We start from the raw sequence: 23,263 nt of genomic DNA, 5'->3' as shown, positions 1-23,263 counted from the left end.
GGATCAGGGGGCGCCGTAGGCGTGGGCGGTGGTTTCCGGCATGGGCAGGGGGCGGAGGCGGACGGCCAGTGGGGGTGCGGCTGCGGTGGTCATGCGGCGTTCCCAGGTGAGGGCGTGGCGGACGATGAGGTCCAGGTCGTCGTACTCGGGTGACCAGGCCAGCAGGTCGCGGATGCGGGACGCGTCTGCGGTCAGGGCTGGCGGATCGCCGGCACGGCGGGGACCATGGATCACGGGGAATCGGTAACCGCTGATGCGCTGCACGGACTCGAGGACCTGCAGCACGCTGTAGCCGTGGCCATAGCCGCAGTTGAGGGCCTGCGAGGAGCCGCCCGCGACCAGGTAGTCCATCGCGCGCAGGTGGGCGGCGGCCAGATCCTCGACGTGGATGTAGTCCCTTACGCAGGTGCCATCGGCGGTTGGGTAATCGGTCCCGAAGACGGTGATGTTCTCGCGCTCGCCCAGGGCGGCCTGGCAGGCGACCTTGATCAGGTGGGTCGCGTTGGGAGTGGCCTGGCCCAGCGTCCCGTCAGGGGCCGCGCCGGCCACGTTGAAATAGCGCAGGCAGACGTAGCGCAGATCACTCGCCTGGCCGAAGTCGGCGATCATCCGCTCGGACATGACCTTGGATGCGCCATAGGGGTTGATGGGCAGCAGCGGGCTGGTTTCGTCGACGGGGTTTTGTGCCGGGATACCGTATACCGCGGCGGTCGACGAAAAGACCAGGAAACGCACGCCTGTCGCCTGACACCCCTCCAGGAGGTTCAGGGTGTTACGGGTGTTGCTGCCGTAGTATCCGAGTGGATCGGCCAGCGACTCCGGGACGACGATCCTGGCGGCGAAGTGCAGGACGCCGTCGAACGCATATTCCCCGAGGACACTGTGCAGGTGCTGGCGATCGGCCATGTCGCCAACGATCAGCGCGGCATGCCCAATGGCCCAGCGGTGCCCCGTGCTGAGATTGTCGTAGACGACGACATCGTGACCATCGGCCAGCAACTGGCGCACGACATGTGAACCAATATAGCCCGCTCCACCGGTTACCAGGATTTTCATCGCCAAACCTTCGCCTCGTCGTTGATCGAACGGCTGTACATAAATGAGTGGCGTGCCGGGCTATTCGGGCCCGTACTGCCAGCGATACCAGGCCATGCCCCAGTACTCGTGCAGCGCGAGCCAGCTGGCCCAGAGCGCACTGGCCTGTGGGCGGAAGGCCTCCAGGGACCAGCCGCTATCACGCGGCACAAAGGCACCGGTCGGGGCCGGGATAATCTCCAGGCCCGCGCGCTCGAATGACCAAGTGGCGCGCGGCATGTGATGGGCATGGCTCACGAGTGCCACGCGCTCGATCCCCTCTGCATGCAGCTGCTCGGCGGAGTGCCGGGCATTGCCCCAGGTGTCGCGCGCATTGGGTTCCCGCAGGATCGGGTGGACGCCATATTCCTTCAGTACCTCTGCCATGTAGTCGGCTTCTGGAACTCGCTCCTCGGGGCCCCCGCCCGAAACCATCACGGGCAGCCCGGTGCGGTGGTGCAGGTACGCCGCGTAACGCAGGCGCACCAGTGCCAGGTCGTGGACGGTCTCGCCCGAGAACTCCTCGGCTCCACTGCGATACCCGGCCCCCAGCACCACAATCGCTTGTGCGTCCGCCAGCTGGTTGTCGTCCGGCGGCGCAAAACCCTCCTGTAAGGGCTTCATGAGTGCGTAACTAAATACAGGAGTAGACAAGGAATAGCTCAATAGAAGGCCGATTACCAACAGCACTTTTCCAACATTTGTTCGGTAAATAATCCACCCGACAATGGCAAGTATGAGAGGACCGGAAGGAGGCAGAAGAAGCCAATTGGCTAGCAGACGCAGAGGGATGGGGTCCAACGTTTTTCCCCGGTAGTAGACGCAAAATCAAGGACCCTATTTTGGGCCCACCAACGGGATTTGAAAGGACCAAATAAACCGAACGGAAAACACCCCATCGTCAGTCTAAAGACTGATGGTCTGGGCCGGGTGCCACGTCTAACATCGATTATCCAGGGGAATAGCCAATACTAACTAAGTGCTTGCTATTGCCCGCACCGTTTCGAGGCTAAACGGAGACGGGTCCGGGCACGATCAGGGCCGGGTCCGGGTTTCGCCGGACAATGAAGTCGGCGGTGTCAAATTGGACTGACTCAAGGAAGCGGAAGCGTTTCCTTACACGCCCAAAGGGGAGACAAGCGATGACCGTCAAGACCAGCCCACAAAGTGCTTTTATTGTTCTCATTTTGTCCCTGGCATTCGTCCTGGTGACGACCAGCGCCTGCACCACCACGCCCTATCCGGATGCCCCCTCGACCGTGGAAAAAACGGTGGTGGACCAGTACATCATCGGTCCCGGAGACACGCTGAATATCGCGGTTCGCAACAACCCGGATCTGTCCACCGCAGTGGCGGTGCGGCCGGATGGCCAGATCACCACGCCGCTGGTGGAAGACGTGCAGGCCAGCGGCAGAACCCCCAGTGAGCTGGCGCGGGACATGGAAGACAAGCTCTCCGACTTCCTCCGCGACCCGATCGTGACGGTGATGGTGACCAGTTTTGCTGGCCCCTATGCCCGCCAGGTGCGCGTGATCGGCCAGGCGGCCGAGCCTCAGGCGCTGCAGTACCGCGAAGAGATGACCGTGATGGATGTGATGATCGCGGTCGGCGGGATTACCGATTTCGCGGCCGGCAACCGCGCCGTGCTGGTGCGCAACGAAAACGGCGAACGCCAGCAGTACCGCGTCCGCCTGAACGACCTGATCTACGGGGGCGACATCTCGGCCAACGTGGACATGTTGCCGGGCGACATCCTGATCATCCCGGAACGCCGCTTCTGACCGGTGCGGGCACGGCAAGGCCTCTTGCCGTGCCCGCAGGTTACAAGCCGAGCGGACAACCCGGTTTCGGGAAAGAAACAGGCATCGATCGCCTCCCCGGCTCTGGGGGAGGTGACCGGGGGGCATCTTGAGCATGCGCATACTTGGACATTACGTATCGCGACGGATCCTGGCGCTGGTGGGGCTGGAGCTGGTTGCGATCTACATCGCGCTCTACCTGACGCTCGCCCTGTTCGCCCTGTCGCTGGGCCCGGTCGACCCCTGGATGCCGGAACTCCTGATCGCCGTGGCGGTGGTGCTGTTCGCGGTGATGCTGGTGGGGCTTTACGAGCAGGAGTGCCTGGCAAGGTTCAGCCTGCGATCCGCTGTGGTGCGCCTGGGCGGGGCTCTGGTCCTGGCGGGTGGCGCGCTGGCGATCTACGGGTTGCTCACGGCCAGCAGCGTACTGACACCGACGATCGTGGGCAGTGGCGCGGTGATCCTGCTGGCAAGCCTGACGGCCGAGCGCAGCCTCTTTCGCGGGCTGTCGGAGACCGATGCCTTCAAGCGGCGCATCCTGGTCCTGGGCACGGGCAGCCGTGCGCGCTCACTGGAGGTACGCCATGCCGGACCCGACGGGGGCGATGCCACCTATCAGGTCGTCGGCTATGTGGCGACCGAGCGCGAGACCGATCGGCTGGTGGACCAGCAGCGACTCCGGGTGCTGGACGACAAGACCAGCCTGCTGGATGTGGCGCGCTCGCTGCGGGTGGAGGAGATCGTGGTGGGCATGCGCGAGCGCCGCGAGAACCTGCCGATCAACCAGCTGCTGGAATGCAAGCTCAACGGCATCCGCATCACGGACCTGTCGACTTTCTTCGAGCGCGAGGACCGCCAGCTACAGCTGGACGGGATCAACACCAGCTGGCTGGTGTTTGGCGGGGGCTTCCGCCAGCACCGCGCACGCGCCCTGGTCAAGCGCAGCTTCGATCTGCTGGCGAGCACGGCCCTGCTGGTGGCGACCCTGCCGGTAATGCTGCTGACCGCGATCGCCATCAAGCTCGACAGCCCGGGGCCGGTGCTCTACTGGCAGACCCGGGTCGGCCAGGGCAACACGCCGTTCGAGATCTGCAAGTTCCGCAGCATGCGCATGGATGCCGAAGGGGACGGCGTGGCCCGCTGGGCCAGCGGTGACGACGACCGCATCACGCGCGTGGGCCGGGTAATCCGCAAGCTGCGCATCGACGAGCTGCCGCAGATCATCAACGTGTTTCAGGGGCGCATGTCGTTCGTGGGGCCGCGCCCGGAGCGCCCGGTGTTCGTGGAGCAGCTCAGCGAGCAGATCCCGTATTTCCTCGCGCGCCACAGCATCCGCCCCGGTATCACCGGGTGGGCGCAGGTGCGCTACGCCTACGGCGCATCGGTCGAGGATGCCCGGCAGAAGCTCCAGTACGACCTGTACTACGTCAAGAACCACAGCCTGTTCATGGATCTGATGATCCTGTTCGAGACGGTCCGCGTCGTCCTGTTTGGCCGCGGGGCCCGCTGAGCCATGAATCTCGCCGCGCCCAGCTATCTCCTGGCCGCCCTCGCCTTTCTCGTCCTGGTGGTGCTGGCCCTGTGGACCTGGCGGCAGCGCCCGGGGAGCCTGTGGGTCGCGGGCGCGGCGCTGCTGTCGGTGATCTGGGCGCTGCACATGGCGCTCGTGGCGCACGAGATCGGCGAGGCACCGGTCTCCGGCGGGGCCTTCGAGGTGCTGCGCAACGCCGGGTGGTTCGCGGTCCTGTTCGCCCTGCTCGCCCGTCGCGGCGAGCCGAGCACGCGCCCACCCGCACCCTTGCGCACGGCGATGATCGTCACCGCCGCGCTGATGTTCGGCGTGTTCGCTGCCCTGGCACTGCCGCTCCCGATAACCTATGGCGCCTGGGTGGGCACTGCGATGCTGGGCATGGCGGTGCTGGGCCTGGTGCTGGTCGAGCAGGTCTTTCGCAATACGCCCCTGCAGCGGCGCTGGGAGATCAAGTTCTTGAGCCTGGGCCTCGGGGCGATGTTCGCCTTCGACCTCTTCCTGTTTGCCGATCTCGTACTGTTCGGGGCGATCAACAGCCCGGCCTGGCAGGCCCGCGGCCTGGTCAATGCGCTCATCGTGCCATTGCTCGCGATCTCGCTGGCCCGCCGGCCGCTGCAGGCCCGCGAGGCCCCGGTGGTCTCGCGCCACCTGCTGTTTCACACCGCGGCGCTGATCGGCGCCGGGCTTTATCTGTTCGCCATCGGGGCCGCCGGGTACTACCTGCGGCATGTCGGGGGCGATCTGGGTGCCTTCCTGCAGGTAGTGTTTCTGTTCGGCGCGGCGTTGCTACTGGCCGTCATCGTCGCCTCGGGCAGTCTGCGGTCGCGTCTGCGCGTCTTCCTGGCCAAGCACTTCTTTCGCTACTCGTTCGATTACCGCCAGGAGTGGCTGCGGTTTACCGGAACGCTCTCGGCCGAGGATGACGAGATCCCGTTCCGCCAACGCGCCATCCAGGCGATCGGCGAACTGGTGGACAGCCCTGGGGGGCTGCTTTGGGTGCGCGACCGCAACGGCCCCTACGCCCTGGAGGGGGTACTGAACCTGGGCGATCCGAGTTATCCCCCGGAGGAGCCCGACGGGGCACTGGTGGAGTTCGTCGCGCGCACCGGCTGGGTGATCGACCTCAACGAATACCGCCGAGACCCCGAGCTGTATCAGGGCCTGCAACTGCCCGAATGGCTGGCGCAGAACACGCGCCTGTGGGTGGTGGTGCCGCTGCTCAAGGGCGAGCGTCTGCAGGGGTTCGTCGTGCTCGCCCAGCCCCGCGCGCCGCGCAAGATCGACTGGGAGGAACGCGACCTCCTGAAGACCGCCGGGCGCCAGCTCGCGGTGTATGTCGCGCTGGTGCAGACCGACGAGGCCCTGCTGGAGGCCCGCCAGTTCGAGGCCTTTCACCGACTGGCGGCGTTTCTGGTGCACGACCTCAAGAACGTCTCGGCCCAGCTGTCCCTGGTGTGCTCCAACGCGGAGCGTCACCTGTCCAACCCGGACTTTGTCCGCGATGCCCTGAACACGGTGAGCAATGCCCGCGACCGGCTGGAGCGGACCCTGGCCCAGTTGCGCCACGCCCAGGCCACGCCCGACACACCGAGCCGCATCATCCCGCTGGATCGGCTTCTCGCCGAGGTCTCCGAGGCCAGCAGCCACCGCTCGCCCCTGCCGCGGCTCGACCTGCGCGAACCCGCGGCCGTCATCGGGGACCAGGAGGGACTTAAAAATGTACTACTCAATCTTGTAAGAAATGCTCAAGAAGCTACGCCGGATGACGGCTCAATCAATCTCAATCTTTACACCGAAGGGGGTTGGGCTATTGTTCAAATTGAAGACACGGGGAGCGGTATGGAGCCGGCTTTTCTAAAAAATCGGCTCTTCAAGCCCTTTCAAACCACCAAGGGAAATGCAGGGATGGGGATTGGTTTATATGAGGCGCGGGATCGAGTTTTGCGCATGGGAGGACGCATCACCGTCGACAGCGAGGCCGGCGTCGGAACGATCTTTACCCTGAAGCTCCCCTTGCAGATGGCACCGGCCATGGCTGAACCGTCATGAAGGCCGCAGGTGATTGCGAGGGTTCCATGCTGAAGCTTCTCATCGTCGAAGACGATCAGGGTCTGCGCAACCAGCTGAGCTGGTGTTTTGAGGGATACGAGATCCTGGAGGCCGAGGACCGCGAAAGCGCCATGTCCAGGATGCGGCGCCATCAGCCGGAGCTGGTGACACTGGACCTGGGCCTTCCGCCAGACCCGGCCAATGCTTCCGAGGGCCTGGCCCTGCTGCAGGACATCCTGGCGATGGACCCGGAGACCAAGGTCATCGTTGTCACCGGGAATGACGATCGCGAGAACGCGCTCAAGGCCGTGGCCCTGGGCGCCTACGACTACTACATCAAGCCGGTCGAATCCGACCTGCTGCGGATGATCGTCGATCGCGCTGCCCACCTGTACGGCCTCGAGGCGGAGAACCGCAAGCTGGCGCGCAAGCCCGGGGCGTCCCTGAGCGGGGTCATCACCGCCGACCCGGGAATGCTGGATGTCTGCCGGGTAGTCGAGCGTGTCGCACCTTCGGACGCCACCGTGCTGCTGCTGGGCGAGAGTGGCACCGGGAAGGAGGTGCTGGCACGCGCGCTGCACGACCTGAGCGGGCGCGCGGATGAACGCTTCGTGGCGATCAACTGCGCGGCGATCCCGGAGAACCTGCTGGAAAGCGAACTGTTCGGGTACGAGAAAGGCGCCTTTACCGGGGCCACACGGCAGACCATCGGGCGCATCGAACACGCCAACAACGGGACCCTGTTCCTGGACGAGATTGGTGACCTGCCGCACAGCCTGCAGGCCAAGCTGCTGCGCTTTTTGCAGGAGCGCAAGATCGAACGCCTCGGCGGTCGCAGCGAGATCCCGGTCAACGTGCGCATCATCGGCGCCACGAACCAGGACCTGAAGGCGCTGATCCAGCAGGGCGAGTTCCGCGAAGACCTGTATTACCGCATCAGCGAGATCTCGGTCTCGATTCCTCCCCTGCGCGAGCGCAAGGGGGATGCAACGCTGATCGCGCACTACCTGCTCGACCGCTTCACCCAGGATCAGCGGCGGCCGCGCCGCGGCTTTACCCAGGACGCCACCCACGCGATCGAGTCCTACGACTGGCCGGGCAACGTGCGCGAGATGGAAAACCTGATCCGCCGCGCCGTGATCATGGCCGACAGCCAGTTGATTACCGCAAAGGACCTGGGCCTGGAGCCGCCCGAGGGCGAGGCCCCGGCGGTACGACTACGCGATATCCGCGACAGCGCAGAACACGAGGCCATCCTGAAGGCGATGGCCCGCAGCAAGAACAACATTGCCCAGGCCGCCGACCAGCTCGGAATCACACGGCCGACGCTCTACAGCCTGCTCGACAAATTTGGCCTGAGGTAAACCCGCCATGAAGACTCCCCGTTCTGTATCCCGTGTGGTGGGCGCGCCCCGCCGCACCCTCCCGCGCCTGGCTCCGTTGCTGATGGCGCTGACCCTGGTCGGTTGCGATGCCCTGGGCACCCCGACCGAGGCCGAGCACCGCGAACGTGCCGAGCGCCACATGGAAGCAGGCGAATATGCCGCGGCCACCATCGAGTATCGCAACGTGCTGCAGCGCAATCCGGACCCCGAGGTGCGCGGCCGCCTGGGCCTCGCCTATCTGCGCGACCAGCAGCCGGAACCGGCCGTGCGCCACCTGCAACGAGCCCTGGAGACGGGCGCGGACCCGAACGAGTACGCCCTGCCCCTGGCGCGGCTGCTGTTCATGCTGGGTGGCAGTGGGGCAATCGCCGAGATCCCCGAGGCCGATGGCCTGGAAGGCGAGGATGCCGCGCGCCTGCTGGCCTATCGGTCGCTGGCGGCCTATCAGGCGGGAGACGCCACTGCCGGATCGGATTATCTTGAGGCCGCCCGCGAGGCGCATGACGATCTGGTCGAGATTCATCTGGCGCGCGCCTACAAGGCGATGTCCGATGGCGACGCCGAGCAGGCCATGAAGATGACCGATGCGGCCCTGGAAACGGACGCCGAATTTTCGCCTGCCTGGTCCCTCAAGGGAGACCTGGAACGGGTGCAGGGCGACCCCGAGGCTGCACTCAAGGCCTTTAGCCGCGCCGTCGAGTTGCGCCCGGATGCGATCGCCGAACGCCTGAAGCGCGGGCTGATGCACGTCGAACTGGGGCAGTTCGACGAGGCCCGGGCCGATGGCAAATTCCTCAAGGATGGCGCACCCAACCACGCCGGCGGCCACTTCCTGATGGGGCTGATCGAGTTCGAGACGGGCGAACCCCTGCAGGCTCGCCCCCACCTGGAAGAGGCGCTGGCGGCCTCGGCCAACTACCGCCTCGCGATGCCCTATCTGGCGGCCATCCAGCTGGAAGAAGGCAACTGGTCCCAGGCGGAACGCCTGCTGGAGCGCCACCATGCGCTGGGCCCGGCCAACGCGATGAGCTATCGGCTGCTGGCCCAGCTGCGCATTGAACAGGGCCGCACCCAGGATGCACGACGGATCCTGGCCGAGGCACTGAGCGAGCGGCCCGACCTGATCGAAGCCCTGGGCGATCAGCTGGCCGCGCTCTATATCGGCGAGGGCGACACTGAAAGCGGGATCGAGGTCCTGCGCGAGGCCCTGGCCAACCGCGCGGACCGCCCGGAACTGCAGGAGATGCTGGGGATTGCCCTGGTGCGGCACGGCGACCACGAGCAAGGCATGGCGCTGCTGCACCGAGTCGCCAGCGAAAGCGCGGATGTACGCCTGGCCGACTACTCGGTGGCCCTGACGCATATCCGGGATGGGCAGTACGAGCAGGCCCTGGAGGCCACCCAGCGTCTGCGCGACAAGGACCCGGAAAACCCGCAGGGCTTCAACCTGATGGGCGCCGCCCTGCTGGGGATGGGCGAAACCCACGAGGCCCGCCTGATCTATCAGGAAGGACTGTCGCTCCATCCGGACAACAGCACCCTGGCCCTGAACCTGAGCTCGCTCGAGGTCCGCCAGGGCAACCTGGAGACGGCCCGCGAGATCCTCGAGGACCTGCAGGAACGCGACCCCGGGCATCCCACCTCGGCGATTCGGCTGGCGACACTGCATTTCCAGCAGGGCGAGATGGAGGCCGGCAAGCGCTGGCTGCAGGACGCAATCGAGGCGCACCGGGATCGGATCGAGCCCTACCTGATGCTGGCACGCGCCCAGAACCAGCAGGAGGATCACGCCGCCGCCCGATCCACCCTGGAAAAAGCCCGTGAACATCACCCCAACGACACCCGAGTGCTGGGCCTGCTGGTCGATCAGCAGGAGCGCGAGGGGGACTTCGCGGGCGCGGCACAGACGCTTGGGCACCTGGCCGTACTGCGGCCGGATGCCGCGGAGCTGCGCTTCCGGCAGGCGCGCAATCTCGCCGCGCTGGGCGAGACCGAGCAGGCCGTCACGGCCCTGCGCGAGACGCTGTCGATCGACTCCAGCCACATGAGCGCGCGCATGGTGCTGACCCGCCACCTGAGTCTGGCCGGCGAGGTCGACGAGGCGCGTCAGGTCTTCGAGCCCGTCGCGGAGCGCGCCCCGGAGGCGGCGCAGGTGATCGCGCAACAGGCCTGGTTCGACGCACAAGCCGGCGAGCTCGACAAGGCGATCGAGGGCTACGAACGCGCCCTTGAGCGTGAGTCCCGACGCGACTGGCTGGTGGAGAAATACCAGGTTCAGCAGCGGGCCGGCCATTCCGACGCGGCCCTGGAGACGCTGCAGGGCTGGCTGCAGGACCACCCCGCTGATCTCGCCTCGCGCCACCTGCTCGGCTCGGCGCAGATCAACGCCGGCCACGAGGCCGAAGCCCTGGAAACCTACGAAACCGTGCTGGAACAGCGGCCCAACGATGTCATCGCGCTGAACAATGCGGCATGGCTGGCCCGCGAGACCGACAACCCCCGCGCCCGCGAGTATGCCCAGCGGGCTGTCGAACTGGCCCCGGATCAGCCCGCGATTCTCGACACCCTGGGCGTGGTCTTGCTGGAGGGCGGCGACACCGAGAACGCGCTGGAGACCCTTCAGCGGGCCTACCGGATGAGCCCGCAGGCACCGGATATCGGGTTCCATCTGGCGCAGGCCTACCAGGCCAGCGGCGAAACCGAACAGGCGCGCGACCTGCTGACGGAGCTGCTGGAGGCCCACGAAGATTTCCCGGAACGCGAACGGGCGCAGTCGCTGCACGAGTCGCTGTAAAACCGGAAAAGCGAAAAAGACCCGCCGAGCTGAAGCCCACGTCCGCGTGGGCTTCAGCTTTTCCGGCCAGCGTCGAAACTGGCGCCAGGACTACTGCGATTTCTTCAACAGCAGGTTGTAGCAATTGCCCGAGATCGAGGAGTCGACCACCTGGAACCCGGCGCTGGTGAAGCGACTCAGGATATCGCGGGCCTCGTACGGGGTATGCAGGATGCCTTTGCGCATGCCCCAGCGGTTGATGCGTTCGGCAATCAATTTGAGTGGCTGCGGCGTGCGCGGATACAGCAGGACGTTCGCGGCCAGGGTGCCCCCCGGCTTGAGCACCCGAAAGGCCTCGTGGATGGCGCCGTCCACATCCGGAAAGCAGTGTACCGAGTTGGCGATGTTGGCCGTATCGAACTCGCCGTCGGCGAACGGCAGCTCCGCGGCGTCGGCGTGTTTGACAGTCACGTGCTCGTCCTTTGCGAAGCGGTGGCGCGCGCCCGCCAGCATGGATTCGGCGTAATCCACGCCAACGATTTCGCTCTCCGGCAGTTTGCGCCGGCGCCGCCACTTGATCGCCATCTCCAGCAACGTCCCCGTACCGCAGCCGATCTCCAGATGCCGGGCCCCCATGTTGCGGCCAAAAAACCGGATCTGGGCGCCCAGGGTGCTGTTGTAGGCAAAGGTCAGGATGAAAAACCCCCGCGCGTCGTACCACCAGGGTGGCGACTTGTAGGCCTCGGCAATCTCGTCGCGGGTCTTGGCACGCTTGGACATGTGGCATCTCCTTCACGGAAAGAACGGCCGAGCCCCCAACTCCGCCGTCCGTTTTTTTTACAAAGCCCTTTTCCAGGACCAAGGAAAAACAAAACAAACGCCTTGAAAATCCGATAGTTAGCACTTTTGGCACGCAGCCTGCTTTACTTCACTCGCAAGACAGGACGACTAGCAAATTGAAGTGGAAGTAAGCGTTAACCCAAACAAATTGATGCTAACTGGTGGAGGATTACAACATGGAAAGGTTCAAGCAAACAGCGCTGGGGGCGGTACTGGCAGTGGCCAGTCTGGGGCTTGCGAGCACCGCACATGCCGGCGTCTTCACGATTGATGATTCGCAGCTCGATCTCTCGACGATCGCGGTCGGCGAACGTCAGGTTGACCGTATTACCGGCGGGTATGAGGAGCTGCTGACCCTCGATACCGACGGTTCCTTCGACGCGGCGGCCTACTGGAACGTAGGTCAGTACTTCCTTGGGGGTACAAGCGTCAGCAATCGTCTGGGCGCCGGCGGGGACGACGGTGATCTGTTCTATGGCCTGTATGCCGTGTTCGAGTCCTCCGGGACTTTCGACGCGGGTTCGGGCGAGTTCACCGGCACCACCGGCTCGATCGCGCTCTACCTGGATCCGAATCTGGATACCACCTTCGGGTTTAACTCGGGCGATGCGGCCGACGGTGTGGCCCTTGGCGGCACGGGTGATGACATCCTCGTAGGCTGGTCCGACATCTTCGAGCGGGGCGCGGGTCGCTTTGAACCCGGCTCGGACGATATCGGCAGCTTCGCGCTCATCTTCAACGAGTGGATGCTGACGGATGAAGGCAAGCAATTCTTCACCAGTCCGGACCCGTTCTACATGAATGTCCGAGTATCGGGCCAGTTCGACTTTATCGAGGGTTTCGAGGAAGTCGATCAGCGCACTACCTTTGATGTGGTCGGCTCGGCCGACGCCCGGTGGTTCGGGGTACCCGAGCCGGGCATGCTGCTTCTGCTGGGAACCGGGCTGGTAATGCTCGGCTTCGTCGCCACGCGACGCCGCCGCCGCGAGACTGGCCTGGCTGCCTAGCAGCCCTTGTGGTTGGGCCTTCTGCTCCCCCCTGGGTGGAAAGCCTCTCCCGGCCCCTCGTCTTCGGACGAGGGGTTTTTTTTATGTCCGAACATACGAAACGCGAGGCTGGATGGCTGCTGTTCAGACCTGAGCCCGGAGACGTGCGAGTCGACGTCGTCCGATCGCCAGCAGCAGGCGCTGCAGGGGATTGCGGTTGCCACCGGGGCGCCAGGTGCGGGCGAGGCGCTGGCGATAGGCATCGAAGTGAACGCCGCGCGGGGCCCAGACGACACGGCCACGCCCCAGCAGGATCTTCAGGGCCTCGGTACCCATCACCCCGGCGCACAGCTCGCAGGCCATCACGGTGGACGGGCCATGCTGCGCCCTCAGGTCGACGGCGGCAGGATCGGCCAGATAGCCCATCTGCATCATCGACGGGGCCAGGCCCATCATGAAACGCAGCGCCAGCTCCTCGTCGGGCAACCCGTCACGCAGGTCGAAGTAGTCATCGAACGACAGACCACCCGGGCGGAAATTGAGCAATGCGGCCCCCATGCCGAGCGGGGCCACGGTGATCGCCGGGATCCCCCGCTCCGCGCACGCGGCGAAGACCTCGCGGCGGACCTGAAACACGAAAAAGTCGAGCCCGTCGACGTAGAGATCCACACCCTGCAGGAAGGCCTCCAGATTGTGCTGGTACACCCCCTCCGGGAATGTGGTGATCTCGAGCTCCGGATTGATGTCCAGCGCCATCTCGCGCAGGACCTCGACCTTGGGTCGGCCCAAACGGGACATGCCGGCCCCCGCCTGGCGGTTCATGTTGTGCAGCTCGAAGCAGTCGAAATCCGCGATATGAAAGCGCCCCACCCCCAGGCGGGCGAGCGTCAGCAGATGGCTCCCGCCGACACCCCCAAGACCGGCGATCGCCACCCGCGCACCGCGCAGGCGTTCCATCTCCGGCCAGGTCACCCAGCCATGGGTGCGCCGGAACGCCGCGTGATAGTCGAATTCAGGCATCAGGCCGCGCTGGCAATCGCGTCCCAGAGAGAGTCGGAGGGATGGGGGTCGGAGAGATTGGCATAGGAGTGTGCATACAGCTGGCTCAGCGACGGTGAACGGTGAATCCCGGCCAGGGCTGTAAGCAGACTAATATGAAACGGCGCGCGGCGACCATGGTAGTTCTGAAGCGTGCCGATCTGCTTCACCTTCAGGCCGTGGCGACGCAGGATGCGCGCCAGCGACGGCTCCATCATGGCGAAGGCATGCGAGCGGCCCTCGATCTCCATCATGGCGACCGCACTCATGAACAGACTCAACGCCAGCAGCGGGAAGGTACGCGCCTGTTCCAGAGGCACATTCAGCAGATGAAGGTCCCCGACAGGAGTGACCGACTCCCCCAGACGTCGCCGGAACAGGCCATTGACGGCCAGTCGGGAGACCTCGCAGATCGCGTCCCGCTCCAGCCGGTCCGGGCGAAATTCGGTCTCGTAAAAGCAGTTATCGCAGTGGCGCTCCATCGGGAGTTCGTGGATCTTCTGACGCGCGTCGACATGCACGACCCGGACGCAGCCCGCGTGGGTACCGCTCACCACATGCTCCAGCAGGCAATGCGTGGACTGGGCGTCATATTCGTCGATCTCGCGCTCGCCCGGGCAGTTCTCCGGAGACTCGTAACGAAACTCTCGGCAGTAGACCTCGTAGCGCAGTCGGTACACCGCCTCCAGCTGCTCCTTGTCCGGCTTCACCAGAGAAAAATAGCGGCAGAATGCCGTGATGAGCGGGTCATCCTGCACAGGGCACTTCCATAGCCCTTGGGGCGTGATACACACGCGGGCGCCAGCAACGCTTGTACCCCGGCGCCGCGCGGTACGGGAACGGTGGGTGCCCGGCCAGCTGCGCATAGTGGGGACGCGCCGGTGCGTCGCCCAGCCCCAGCCGGCGGCGCCAGGCGGACAGCGCCAGGCCGGACTCGGCAGTCAATGCACGAAACGGCAGCCGCAGCCCCCGGTGATCACAGGCCTCGCCACACAGCTCGATGGGGATATGGTGGCGCTGGAGCAGACGCGCGAGGGCTGGTCGAATCATGAACAGCAGAAAGTCATACCCGTGGTCTTCGGCATAGGCCTGGGCGGCCTGGCAAAGGTGATACAGCAAACGCGGCGATCCGCGTTCCGGTGAACCACGAGCAATCAGACGGGAAACCTCGAGCACCCGCGGGGACTCGACCCTGGGCGTCGCGAAGGCATCCTCAAACAGATGCCCGGCGGCCATCGTCGGGAGGAGACCCGCCTCCGGCCGGATCAGACGCATGGCGCCAACCCAGTGCCCGCCGTCGTACAGCCCGCCCATCCGCACCAGAAAATGAGCGGCGTGCTCGTCGTGGATGTCGCGCTCGAAACCTTCCGGGTAACGCTCGGCCGCTTCGAAACCAGTCTCCAGACAGTACACCGCGTAGCGCATCCGATAGTGGATGCGACGCGCCCGGGCGCCCGTGGCGAGATACACCTGATAGGACGGGGAGTGCCCATCCGGCAGGCAACGATCTGAGGTGGGGCGTCCCGGTTCGACGCCAGCATGGGTATACAAACGTTCGTCCTCCATTGCGTAATTCAATACGGATTTCCCCGGCCAGAGGCGCATGCCTTCAAGCCGTCGTGTCGATGCGTTGACCCGGACCATTGCGCCTGAGAAAACGCAGGCCCAGACCCACTCGGCGATCGGATACCACGACGGCATCGAAGGTCCCGGCGGTCGGGAGCATTAGCTGCAAGGCGGTATCCGGCGGCAAATACGGGTACTGCCCGACCAGCGCAATCCGCGCGCCACCCCGCGAAAGATCCATCAGGCGGCACTTGCGCCACTCCTTTCGGATGCCGATCTCGGTCAGCAGGTTGACCGCATACCGAGGCCAGCAGCGCTGCTCGGGCCGGCCGGGTGTCTTGCGGCCGTAGCGCCAGGCGAATGCGGCCGACCAGTGCCTCGGGTTCGGCGAACAGGCGTAGAGATCGGCCTGAGCCGGATCCGTAATCGGGGGTTCCCCGAGCCGGTCGATTACGGCCTCCACCAGCTGTCCGGCCCAGGACTCGTACTCTTCGTCACTGGCACTGAACCGATGGAGCTGTCGGTAGATGTCGTTCATCAGTGCGAGGCGCTCGCTCCAGTTCCGCTTGAGCATGGCGGGATGCCAGAACTCCGCCAGATTCTGCGCGAGACTTCTCTGGCCCAGATCGTCGTGCATTTGAGAATCCCTCCCAACCGCCAGGCCACCCCCCTGCCGCAGCCGTTTCGAGCCTAATCGAACAAAGCCCAGCAAACTGCGTACCAGTTAACGTAAATCCCTGATCCGTTATAAAACCGCGAAAATTTATTAGAAAACTCAGCTTCAAAATTTTTTCAGGTGTAAACATTCTCGACACGTGTAGACAAGGGAAAACAAACGATCTTCAATAGCCCTAGACGTCTCCCGAGGTGGGGCTCAAGCAAGGTGCCAATCGACCTTGCGGGGAACCCTTTTACCGGAGAACTGTTACTCCGTTCGAAGACCCACAAGGCGTCATTGAACGTCAAAGGGTTTAACAGGGGGCAACAAGAAATGGAAAAGATTGTTCAGGATTTTGTTCAGCGGGCGCGCGCCACCTGGCGCCGACGCTGGTGGATTCTGCCGATTGCCTGGATTGTGTGTCTGGGCGGATGGGCTTACATCCAGAGCCTCCCGGATACCTATCAGGCTAATGCGCAGGTATTCGTCAACACTCAGTCCGTCCTGAACCCGCTGCTGCGCGGGATGACGGTGCGCCCGGATACAGAAGAGCGGCTGCGGATGGTGACGCGCACCCTGCTCAGCCGCGACAACCTGGAGACCATCGCCCGGCAAAGCGACCTGGACGTCTACATGGGTAGTGCCGACCTCGACGCGCAGGTCAGCCTGCTGCGCAGCAGGCTGACCCTGGACGGCGAACGGCGCGAAAACATCTTCACTGTGCGTTTTCGCCACAGCAATCCTGATGTGGCCGAGCGCGTGGTCCGCGAGACGGTGAATCTGTTCATGGAGCGCGGCCTGGGCGACTCGCGCCTGGATCTGAGCACCTCGCAGCGATTCATCGAGCGCCAGATCGAGATCTACGAGCGCCAGCTGCAGGCCAGGGAAGCCGAGATCGAAGACTTCAAGCGGCAGAATGCGCGCTTTATCAGCGGCGACGGCAACTTCTATTCGCGCCTGGAACGCGGCCGCGAACAGGTGGCCCAGGCAGAGCTGCAACTGCGCGAGGCCCACAGCCGCCTGGCCGCATTGCAGCGCCGTGCCGAGGAGAGCCGGTCGGGTGGCGGCACGGTGAGGGCGCAGTACCGCAACCCGGAGCTGGACCGCCGGATCAACGACCTGCAGGAAAACATCGATGCCATGCGGCATCGCTACACCGACGACCACCCCGACATCGTCGCCGCAAGGCGCATCCTCTCGGAGCTGGAAGAGCGCCGCTCGCGCGAAGCCGCCGACTACGCGCGCAACCCGGCGGTCGTACCCATTGGGGCTACCGGGGGTGGCGACGCGCTGCAGGCCGCGATCACCGACGCCGAGAGCGAGATCGCGATGCTGGAGACCCGGATCGAAGAGTTCCAAGCGCGGGTCGCGCGGCTGGAACAGGACGTCGACCGCGCTCCGGCCGTGGAGTCGGAGCTGACCGCGCTGACCCGCAACTACGACGTACTGCGCGACTCCTACCGCCAGCTCCAGAGCCGCCGCGAACAGGCGATCATGTCGGGCGCGGTGGAGTCGGAAACCGACTCGGTCGATTTCCGCGTCCTCGAGCCGCCGCGCCGACCGACAGCCCCCTCGGCACCCGACCGCCCACTGATGGCCACCGGCATCTTGCTGGTCGGTCTGGGCGCGGGCACGGGCTTCGCCTTCCTGCTTTCACAGCTGCGGCGGACGGTCAGCAATCGGCGGCAGCTCGCGGAGATCGCCGGTCGCCCGGTTCTGGGCACCATCTCGGCCGTACGCACACCCCAGATACGGCGCCGCCGCAGGCTGGAGCTGTCGGCCTTTTCAATCGCCCTGGCCACCCTCCTTCTGGTGTATGCCGTGGTCATGGGTCTTTACCTCACCGGATCGGCCGGTGTTCTCGACGAACTGCTGAGCCTGTTGCGATGAACGGCCGCGGCCATCGGCCCGGTGTATCGCACGCAACGCATCAGGGACCGGGATGCATTTGTTCCATGGAGGCGCGGGCCCTGCGGGCCGGCGCACGGCAAGGGGAGCCAGACGCTCATGAGCATCATTGAAAAAGCCCTCGACAAGAGCCGGTCGGCTCCCATACAGCCCCTGCCCGCCGACGCAGCATCCGGACACACGGACCGGGAAGCGGGGGGCACGGAGGCCCCGGCATCCGGGCACGGCGAGCACTCGGCGGCAGCTCGCATCGACTTCGGACACCTGCGGCGGCAGGGGCTGATCGTGCCTGGCGACCAGCGCTCCACCCTGGCCGAAGAGATCCGCATGATGAAGCGGCCGCTCTTGAACAACGCGTTCGGGCGCCACTCCGCAATGCGGATACCCCGCGGGCGGCTGATCATGGTGACCAGCTCGCTGCCACGCGAGGGCAAGACCTTTCTGACCACCAACCTGGCGATCAGCATGGCGATGGAGGTCGACCGCACGGTATTGCTGGTCGACGCCGATGTGGCCCAGCCGACCGTTCCGAGGGTCCTCGGGTTCGAGGCCGAGCGCGGGCTGATGGATGTCCTCACGGAGCCGGACCTTGGCATCCCCGATGTCCTGATGCGGACCAACATCGAGAACCTCTCGGTGCTGCCCGCCGGGCGCCCGCACGGGCGATCCACCGAGATCCTGGCCAGTGACGGGATGCGGGCCTTGCTGGACGAACTTCACGATCGCTATCAGGACCGCATCATCCTGTTCGATTCCCCCCCGCTACTGGCCACCAGCGAGCCGGGCGTGCTGGCCGCCGGGATGGGACAGGTCGTGATGGTGGTCGACGCCGAGCGCACCCCGGCCGCCTCCGTGGAGAACGCGATGCAGCAGCTCGCCGGCTGCGATGTGGTCCTGACTGCACTCAACCGAGCGCCCTCCACCCCGGGGCTTGGCTATGGCACGGGCTACTATCACGAGCGCCCGTACGGGGAGGTGAGCCATGAGCACTAACCAGGGACGGGTGCGGGTCACACACCGCAGGGAGGCCCCGGTACGGAACGGCCGGGCGATCTGTCTGATCGCCGTGCTGGGCGGCGGCACGCTGGCGCTGCCCGCCTCGGGCCTGGCCACCGAGTGGGACTTCACCCCGCGAGTCACGGTGGGGGTGGAGGCGACCGACAACGTCCGCCTGGCCCCCCGCGGGCAGGAGGATGCGGACCTGATCGGGCATGCGCGCCCCGGCTTCACCCTGCGCCGGGACGGCGTGCGCAATGACACCCGCGTGGACTACCAGCTCAACCATCGCACCCACCTGTCCGAGTCGAGCGAAGACCGCACGACCCACATGCTGCGCGCCCGCAACCAGACCGAGGTCATCGAGGACACGTTCTTTGTCGACGTGACCGCCTCGCGCCGGGAACAGGCCACCTCGCTGCTGGACCCGGTCGGCATCGGCGGCAGCACGCCACGCAGCAACATCGAGGAGACCTCGTATTACAGCGTGTCGCCCAACCTGCAGAACGAGTTCGGCACCTTTGCCCGCCAGGACATTCGCTACACCTACGACGAGCGGCACTACCACCGCAGCAACCGGGCCAGCAGCACGGGCAACCGCGCGGAATACACCCTGGACAGCGGCCCGGCTTTTGATCGCGTGTTCTGGCAGCTGGCGGGCTTCTACGACCGGCTGAAGTACGAAGACGGGCTGGAGGGCGAGTTCAGCGAGATCAGCGCAACCCTCGGGTACAACATTGGCCGCACCCTGCGCGTATTTGGCGTCGTGGGCGAGGAGTTCAACGACTACGAAACCCTGCGCGACGACGACGATGGCAGCTTCTGGGAGGTCGGTGTCGGCTGGACCCCGACACCGGTGACCTCCGTCGAGGCACGTTATGGCGAACGCTTCTTCGGCACAACACGAGCCCTCAGCGCGACGCACCGCAGCCGCCGCGCCAGCTACGGCGTCAGCTATTCCGAGGGCATCAGCTCGACCCGCGATCGGCGCGAATTCATGTTCCTTGACGTGTCCCAACTGGCCGAACTGGAGGGCATGACGTTCGAGGAGATCTTCGACCAGTACACCTTCGAAGAGCTCCAGTTACTGTTCACGAGCGCGCTGGTTACGCAAGAAGCGCTGATCGAGGGGTTCTATCTGACACGCAGTGCCCGTGCGAACTGGCGCTACGATACCGGGCGCAGCGTGTTCGGGGTTACCGGCTACCAGACCCGACGCGAGGCCGAGTTCGACACCGGTGCCGGCATTTTCGAGGACGACAATCGCCGCACCGGCGTGATCGCCTTCTGGGAGCTGACACTGGGGCCGCGCACCACCACGGAGCTGAGCTCCGGGGTCTCGCGCACGGAGTTTCTGGGCAGCGACCGCGAAGACGACTTCTTCTACTTCCGCGCCAGCCTGAACCGCCAGTTCGCCCCGGACCTGCGGGGCAGCCTGGCCTATCGCTATCAGCAGCGGGATTCGAACAGCCGGGTCAACGAATACCGGGAAAACTCGATCATCGCGCTGATCACCAAGGAGTTCTGAGCATGTACGAGAACTTCTATGGGCTGCAGGGCAAGCCCTTCGCCCTCAGCCCGGACCCGAAATTCTTCTACGCCAGCAAGGGCCATCGGCGGGCCATGGCCTACCTCGAATACGGCGTGCAGCAGCAGGAGGGTTTCATCGTCATCACCGGCGAGGTCGGGGCCGGCAAGACGACCCTGGTGCGCAGCCTGTTCGAGACACTCGGCACCAAGCGGGTACTCGCGGCACAACTGGTCAGCACTCAGCTGGATGCCGAGAACCTGCTGCGCTCGGTGTGCCTGGCCTTCGGCCTGGAAGGAACCGGCGACGACAAGGCCAGCCAGCTGCGCCACATGGAGCGCTTCCTGCTGAACACGCGTTCACGCGGGCAGCGCGCGCTGCTGGTCGTGGACGAGGCGCAGAACCTGAGCATGGATGCGGTGGAAGAGCTGCGCATGCTGTCCAATTTTCAGGGCGTTGACGGGCCGCTGTTGCAGAGCTTCCTGCTGGGCCAGCCCGAATTTCGCGACATCCTGCGCAGCGAAAACATGCAGCAGTTGCGCCAGCGGGTGATCGCCACCTATCACCTGGGCCCGATGGACGAGGACGACACCCGGGCCTACGTCGAGCACCGCCTGTCGCGCGTGGGCTGGGAGGGAACGCCCCACTTCGCCACCGATATCTGGCCCGTGATCCATGAATTCACCGGCGGCATCCCGCGCAAGGTGAACACCCTGTGCGACCGCCTGCTGCTGATGGGCTATCTCGAGGAGCGCTACGACCTCGACGCCGACGAGGCCCGCCGGGTGATCGACGAGATCGAGGAGGACTTTGGCGCGCAGCAGGAGACGGCCGAGCCGACACCCAGGAACGCCGTCAATAGCGTGATCGATACCGAACGCGCCGTTGCCAACGAGCTGACCCTGATCCGTCTGGAGGACAGCTACGAGGCGATGGAAAAACGCCTGGACCGGATCGAGCACGCCCTGGCGATCAACTACCGACAGTCGCAGCGCATCCTCGACGCCCTGGACTCGCTGGACAAGTTTTCGGGCTTCGACCACAAGGAGCTCGCCCGGCACTAGTGCCGGGGAAACCGCCATGCCGTCCGCACCGCCCACCGTAGCCAATGCCCTGACCGTCGATGTCGAAGACTATTTTCAGGTCTCGGCCCTGGCGCCGCATTTCCCGAGCCATTGCTGGGAGAGCCAGGAGTGCCGCGTGGAGTACAACCTCGAGCGGATCCTGGCGCTGTTCGATCATCACCGCGTGCGCGCGACCTTCTTTACCCTTGGCTGGATCGCCGAGCGCTATCCCCAGGCGGTGCGGCGAGTCGTCGACGCCGGGCACGAGCTGGCCAGCCACGGTTACGGGCACCAGCGGGTGACCGAACTGGAGCCTCAGGCATTTCGCGCGGACATCGTCCGCGCCAAGGCCATCCTGGAAGACATCGCCGGTGTCGAGGTGCGCGGCTATCGCGCCCCCAGCTTCTCGATCGGCGAGGGCAACCTGTGGGCGCTCGACCTGCTGGCCGAAACGGGCCACACCTACAGCTCGAGCATCTATCCGGTCCAGCACGATCACTACGGCACGCCGAGCGCGCCGCGCCACCCCTATCGCCCGCGTGGGCCCCAGGGCGTGCTGGAACTGCCCCCGGCCACCCTGCGCGTTGCTGGCCGCAATCTGCCGGCGGCCGGTGGCGGCTACTTTCGGCTGCTGCCCTATGCGGTCTCCCGCCAGGCGTTACGGAGGATCAATAACAAAGACGGTTTGTCCGGGGTGTTCTATTTCCACCCCTGGGAGATCGATCCCGGACAACCGCGTGTCCCCGGCGTGAGCGCCAGGACGCGTTTTCGTCACTACCTCAACCTCGGGCGTACGGAACGTCGACTGCAGCGGCTGCTGCAGGACTTCCGCTGGGGCCGCATGGACCAGGTCTTTGCCCACCTCCTCGCCAGCCCGGCGCCGCCAACCCCGACGACAGCGAACAGCCATGCTCAAGTCCACTGACCAGCGACCCACGACCACGCGCGCGACCGCGTTGCGGGTCCAGGACCTCACGCCTGCCGATGTTGCCCGGTGGGATGCCTTTGTCGAGACCTGCCCGGTGGCGACGTTCTTCCATCGCGCGGGCTGGCAGACGGTTATCGAACAGGCCTTCGGGCACTCGACCCATTTCCTGTTTGCCGAAGGCCCGAACGGGATCGAGGGTGTCCTGCCCCTGGCGCGCGTGCGCAGCTTTCTGTTCGGCCATTCCCTGGTTTCGCTGCCGTTCTGTGTGTACGGCGGCATCGCCGCGCGCACCGAAGAGGCCTTCGTGGCCCTGGACAACCGGGCCCGGGAGCTCGCGCAGCAATACAAGGTGGATTATCTCGAGTACCGCCATATGGCGCCCTACCACCCGGACCGACCGACCAAGCACCTGTATGTGACCTTTCGCAAGGAGATGGCGAAAGAGGTCGAAGAGAACCTGGAGGCGATCCCGCGCAAACAGCGGCGCATGGTGCGCAAGGGCATCAAGGCCGGCCTGGTCAGCGAGATCGACCGGGACATCGAGCGATTCTTCCCGATCTATGCGGCCAACGTGCATCGCATGGGGACGCCCGTGTTCAGCCGGCGCTACTTCCGCATCCTGCGCACCGTGTTCGGCGACGACTGCCGGATCCTGACCGTCACCGACGCGGGGACCCCTGTGGCCAGCGTGCTCAACTTCTACTTCCGCGACCAGGTCCTGCCCTACTACGGCGGCGGCACGCCGCGCGCCCGCGAGGTGGCCGGGTATGACTTCATGTACTGGGAGGTGATGCGCCGGGCCTGCGAGTCGGGTCTGCGCCTCTTCGATTTTGGCCGCAGCAAGCGCGATACCGGGTCATTCAGCTTCAAGAAAAACTGGGGCTTCGAGCCCCAGCCCCTGTACTACGAGTACGACCTGGTGCGTGCCCGGGCCATGCCCGACGTGAACCCGCTCAACCCGAAGTACCGCTACTTCATCCAGGCGTGGCAGCGACTGCCGTTGGGCGTGGCCAACCGCGTGGGGCCCTGGCTGTCCCGCAATCTCGGGTAGTGCTCGTGACCGTTATTCAACACCCCAGCACACCCGGGGACGGGTCGCACTGGGGCTTCCGTTTCGACCGCAGCAGCGGGTGAGCTTGC

The 23,263-nt window shown here is 65.3% G+C and carries 19 protein-coding genes; 12 read left to right on the top strand and 7 right to left on the bottom strand.

Translation table 11 applies throughout. The features are described from left to right. Positions 1-3: 3 nt before the first annotated feature. Together galE and F791_RS0106255 are read right to left on the bottom strand one after the other, a co-directional pair. Positions 4-1,056: a UDP-glucose 4-epimerase GalE gene (gene galE, locus F791_RS0106260; RefSeq protein WP_019592352.1), complete on the bottom strand. Its 1,053-nt coding sequence runs from the start codon at positions 1,054-1,056 to the stop codon at positions 4-6. Positions 1,057-1,116: 60 nt separating this feature from the next. Beyond that, complete coding sequence (locus F791_RS0106255) at positions 1,117-1,698, bottom strand: ElyC/SanA/YdcF family protein (RefSeq protein ID WP_018993292.1); 582 nt, start codon at positions 1,696-1,698, stop codon at positions 1,117-1,119. A 518-nt stretch (positions 1,699-2,216) separates the two neighbouring features. Here F791_RS0106255 and F791_RS0106250 point away from each other — a divergent pair. From F791_RS0106250 to prsT, 5 genes are all read left to right on the top strand, one after another. Further along, the gene (locus F791_RS0106250) at positions 2,217-2,855 is read left to right on the top strand and encodes an XrtA/PEP-CTERM system exopolysaccharide export protein (RefSeq protein ID WP_012983857.1); all 639 of its coding nucleotides are present in this window, start codon (positions 2,217-2,219) and stop codon (positions 2,853-2,855) included. 133 nt (positions 2,856-2,988) lie between these two features. Beyond that, a complete protein-coding gene (locus tag F791_RS0106245; RefSeq protein WP_026333008.1) occupies positions 2,989-4,383 on the top strand; it encodes a TIGR03013 family XrtA/PEP-CTERM system glycosyltransferase in 1,395 nt (464 codons plus the stop codon). Between the two features lie 3 nt (positions 4,384-4,386). Then, positions 4,387-6,453: an XrtA/PEP-CTERM system histidine kinase PrsK gene (prsK, locus tag F791_RS0106240; RefSeq protein WP_018174993.1), complete on the top strand. Its 2,067-nt coding sequence runs from the start codon at positions 4,387-4,389 to the stop codon at positions 6,451-6,453. Between the two features lie 26 nt (positions 6,454-6,479). Continuing rightward, complete coding sequence (gene prsR / locus F791_RS0106235; protein ID WP_018174994.1) at positions 6,480-7,817, top strand: PEP-CTERM-box response regulator transcription factor; 1,338 nt, start codon at positions 6,480-6,482, stop codon at positions 7,815-7,817. A 34-nt stretch (positions 7,818-7,851) separates the two neighbouring features. Beyond that, the gene (gene prsT, locus F791_RS0106230) at positions 7,852-10,632 is read left to right on the top strand and encodes an XrtA/PEP-CTERM system TPR-repeat protein PrsT (protein ID WP_019592350.1); all 2,781 of its coding nucleotides are present in this window, start codon (positions 7,852-7,854) and stop codon (positions 10,630-10,632) included. A gap of 90 nt (positions 10,633-10,722) precedes the next feature. Here the strand turns inward: prsT and F791_RS0106225 are convergent, their stop codons facing one another. Beyond that, positions 10,723-11,391, bottom strand: coding sequence for a class I SAM-dependent methyltransferase (locus F791_RS0106225; protein ID WP_018174996.1), 669 nt, complete (start codon positions 11,389-11,391; stop codon positions 10,723-10,725). A 236-nt stretch (positions 11,392-11,627) separates the two neighbouring features. Between F791_RS0106225 and pepA the strand changes: the two genes are divergently transcribed. After that, positions 11,628-12,458: a flocculation-associated PEP-CTERM protein PepA gene (gene pepA, locus F791_RS0106220; RefSeq protein WP_019592349.1), complete on the top strand. Its 831-nt coding sequence runs from the start codon at positions 11,628-11,630 to the stop codon at positions 12,456-12,458. A gap of 123 nt (positions 12,459-12,581) precedes the next feature. Here pepA and F791_RS0106215 read toward each other — a convergent pair whose 3' ends face one another. From F791_RS0106215 to F791_RS0106200, 4 genes are read right to left on the bottom strand one after another with little or no spacing between them, the layout of a single operon-like run. Next, a complete protein-coding gene (locus F791_RS0106215) occupies positions 12,582-13,457 on the bottom strand; it encodes a ThiF family adenylyltransferase (RefSeq protein ID WP_018174998.1) in 876 nt (291 codons plus the stop codon). Continuing rightward, entirely contained in the window at positions 13,457-14,233 is a 777-nt protein-coding gene (locus F791_RS0106210; protein WP_018174999.1) for a PEP-CTERM/exosortase system-associated acyltransferase, read from the bottom strand. The genes F791_RS0106215 and F791_RS0106210 overlap by 1 nt, the downstream gene beginning before the upstream one ends. Further along, on the bottom strand, positions 14,223-15,041 hold the full coding sequence (locus tag F791_RS0106205) for an acyl-homoserine-lactone synthase (RefSeq protein ID WP_018175000.1): 819 nt from the start codon (positions 15,039-15,041) through the stop codon (positions 14,223-14,225). The genes F791_RS0106210 and F791_RS0106205 overlap by 11 nt, the downstream gene beginning before the upstream one ends. Positions 15,042-15,084: 43 nt before the next feature. After that, positions 15,085-15,678 carry a PilZ domain-containing protein gene (locus F791_RS0106200; RefSeq protein ID WP_018139497.1) on the bottom strand — a complete coding sequence of 198 codons (594 nt, stop codon included), beginning with the start codon at positions 15,676-15,678 and terminating at the stop codon, positions 15,085-15,087. A gap of 354 nt (positions 15,679-16,032) precedes the next feature. On the opposite strand from F791_RS0106200, the gene F791_RS0106195 reads away from it, so the two are divergent. From F791_RS0106195 to F791_RS0106170, 6 genes are all read left to right on the top strand, one after another. Continuing rightward, entirely contained in the window at positions 16,033-17,589 is a 1,557-nt protein-coding gene (locus F791_RS0106195) for an XrtA system polysaccharide chain length determinant (protein ID WP_018139498.1), read from the top strand. 117 nt (positions 17,590-17,706) lie between these two features. Then, positions 17,707-18,600, top strand: a complete 894-nt coding sequence (locus F791_RS0106190; protein ID WP_018139499.1) for an XrtA-associated tyrosine autokinase — start codon at positions 17,707-17,709, stop codon at positions 18,598-18,600. Between the two features lie 73 nt (positions 18,601-18,673). Further along, positions 18,674-20,131 carry a TIGR03016 family PEP-CTERM system-associated outer membrane protein gene (locus F791_RS0106185; protein WP_018139500.1) on the top strand — a complete coding sequence of 486 codons (1,458 nt, stop codon included), beginning with the start codon at positions 18,674-18,676 and terminating at the stop codon, positions 20,129-20,131. Positions 20,132-20,133: 2 nt separating this feature from the next. After that, positions 20,134-21,195, top strand: a complete 1,062-nt coding sequence (locus F791_RS0106180; RefSeq protein ID WP_019592348.1) for an XrtA/PEP-CTERM system-associated ATPase — start codon at positions 20,134-20,136, stop codon at positions 21,193-21,195. Positions 21,196-21,211: 16 nt separating this feature from the next. After that, entirely contained in the window at positions 21,212-22,120 is a 909-nt protein-coding gene (locus F791_RS0106175; protein WP_019592347.1) for an XrtA system polysaccharide deacetylase, read from the top strand. Continuing rightward, positions 22,104-23,174, top strand: a complete 1,071-nt coding sequence (locus F791_RS0106170) for a FemAB family XrtA/PEP-CTERM system-associated protein (RefSeq protein ID WP_019592346.1) — start codon at positions 22,104-22,106, stop codon at positions 23,172-23,174. Before F791_RS0106175 ends, F791_RS0106170 begins: the two co-directional genes overlap by 17 nt. Positions 23,175-23,263 lie beyond the last annotated feature (89 nt).

This window comes from Thioalkalivibrio sp. ALRh, from assembly GCF_000381425.1.
In the GTDB taxonomy this organism is placed as follows: domain Bacteria; phylum Pseudomonadota; class Gammaproteobacteria; order Ectothiorhodospirales; family Ectothiorhodospiraceae; genus Thioalkalivibrio.
The sequence above is the reverse complement of the archived record's forward strand: the minus strand, read 5'-3'. Positions and strand labels throughout refer to the sequence as shown.

Bases quoted from the DNA above. Each gene is read 5' to 3' on its own strand.
- F791_RS0106205 (WP_018175000.1), bottom strand. From the start codon at position 15,041: ATGGAGGACGAACGTTTGTATACCCATGCTGGCGTCGAACCGGGACGC.
- F791_RS0106200 (WP_018139497.1), bottom strand. From the start codon at position 15,678: ATGCACGACGATCTGGGCCAGAGAAGTCTCGCGCAGAATCTGGCGGAG.
- F791_RS0106225 (WP_018174996.1), bottom strand. From the start codon at position 11,391: ATGTCCAAGCGTGCCAAGACCCGCGACGAGATTGCCGAGGCCTACAAG.
- pepA (WP_019592349.1), top strand. From the start codon at position 11,628: ATGGAAAGGTTCAAGCAAACAGCGCTGGGGGCGGTACTGGCAGTGGCC.
- F791_RS0106195 (WP_018139498.1), top strand. From the start codon at position 16,033: ATGGAAAAGATTGTTCAGGATTTTGTTCAGCGGGCGCGCGCCACCTGG.
- F791_RS0106175 (WP_019592347.1), top strand. From the start codon at position 21,212: ATGCCGTCCGCACCGCCCACCGTAGCCAATGCCCTGACCGTCGATGTC.
- F791_RS0106215 (WP_018174998.1), bottom strand. From the start codon at position 13,457: ATGCCTGAATTCGACTATCACGCGGCGTTCCGGCGCACCCATGGCTGG.
- F791_RS0106255 (WP_018993292.1), bottom strand. From the start codon at position 1,698: ATGAAGCCCTTACAGGAGGGTTTTGCGCCGCCGGACGACAACCAGCTG.
- F791_RS0106170 (WP_019592346.1), top strand. From the start codon at position 22,104: ATGCTCAAGTCCACTGACCAGCGACCCACGACCACGCGCGCGACCGCG.
- F791_RS0106245 (WP_026333008.1), top strand. From the start codon at position 2,989: ATGCGCATACTTGGACATTACGTATCGCGACGGATCCTGGCGCTGGTG.
- galE (WP_019592352.1), bottom strand. From the start codon at position 1,056: ATGAAAATCCTGGTAACCGGTGGAGCGGGCTATATTGGTTCACATGTC.
- F791_RS0106180 (WP_019592348.1), top strand. From the start codon at position 20,134: ATGTACGAGAACTTCTATGGGCTGCAGGGCAAGCCCTTCGCCCTCAGC.
- F791_RS0106250 (WP_012983857.1), top strand. From the start codon at position 2,217: ATGACCGTCAAGACCAGCCCACAAAGTGCTTTTATTGTTCTCATTTTG.
- prsK (WP_018174993.1), top strand. From the start codon at position 4,387: ATGAATCTCGCCGCGCCCAGCTATCTCCTGGCCGCCCTCGCCTTTCTC.
- prsR (WP_018174994.1), top strand. From the start codon at position 6,480: ATGCTGAAGCTTCTCATCGTCGAAGACGATCAGGGTCTGCGCAACCAG.
- F791_RS0106190 (WP_018139499.1), top strand. From the start codon at position 17,707: ATGAGCATCATTGAAAAAGCCCTCGACAAGAGCCGGTCGGCTCCCATA.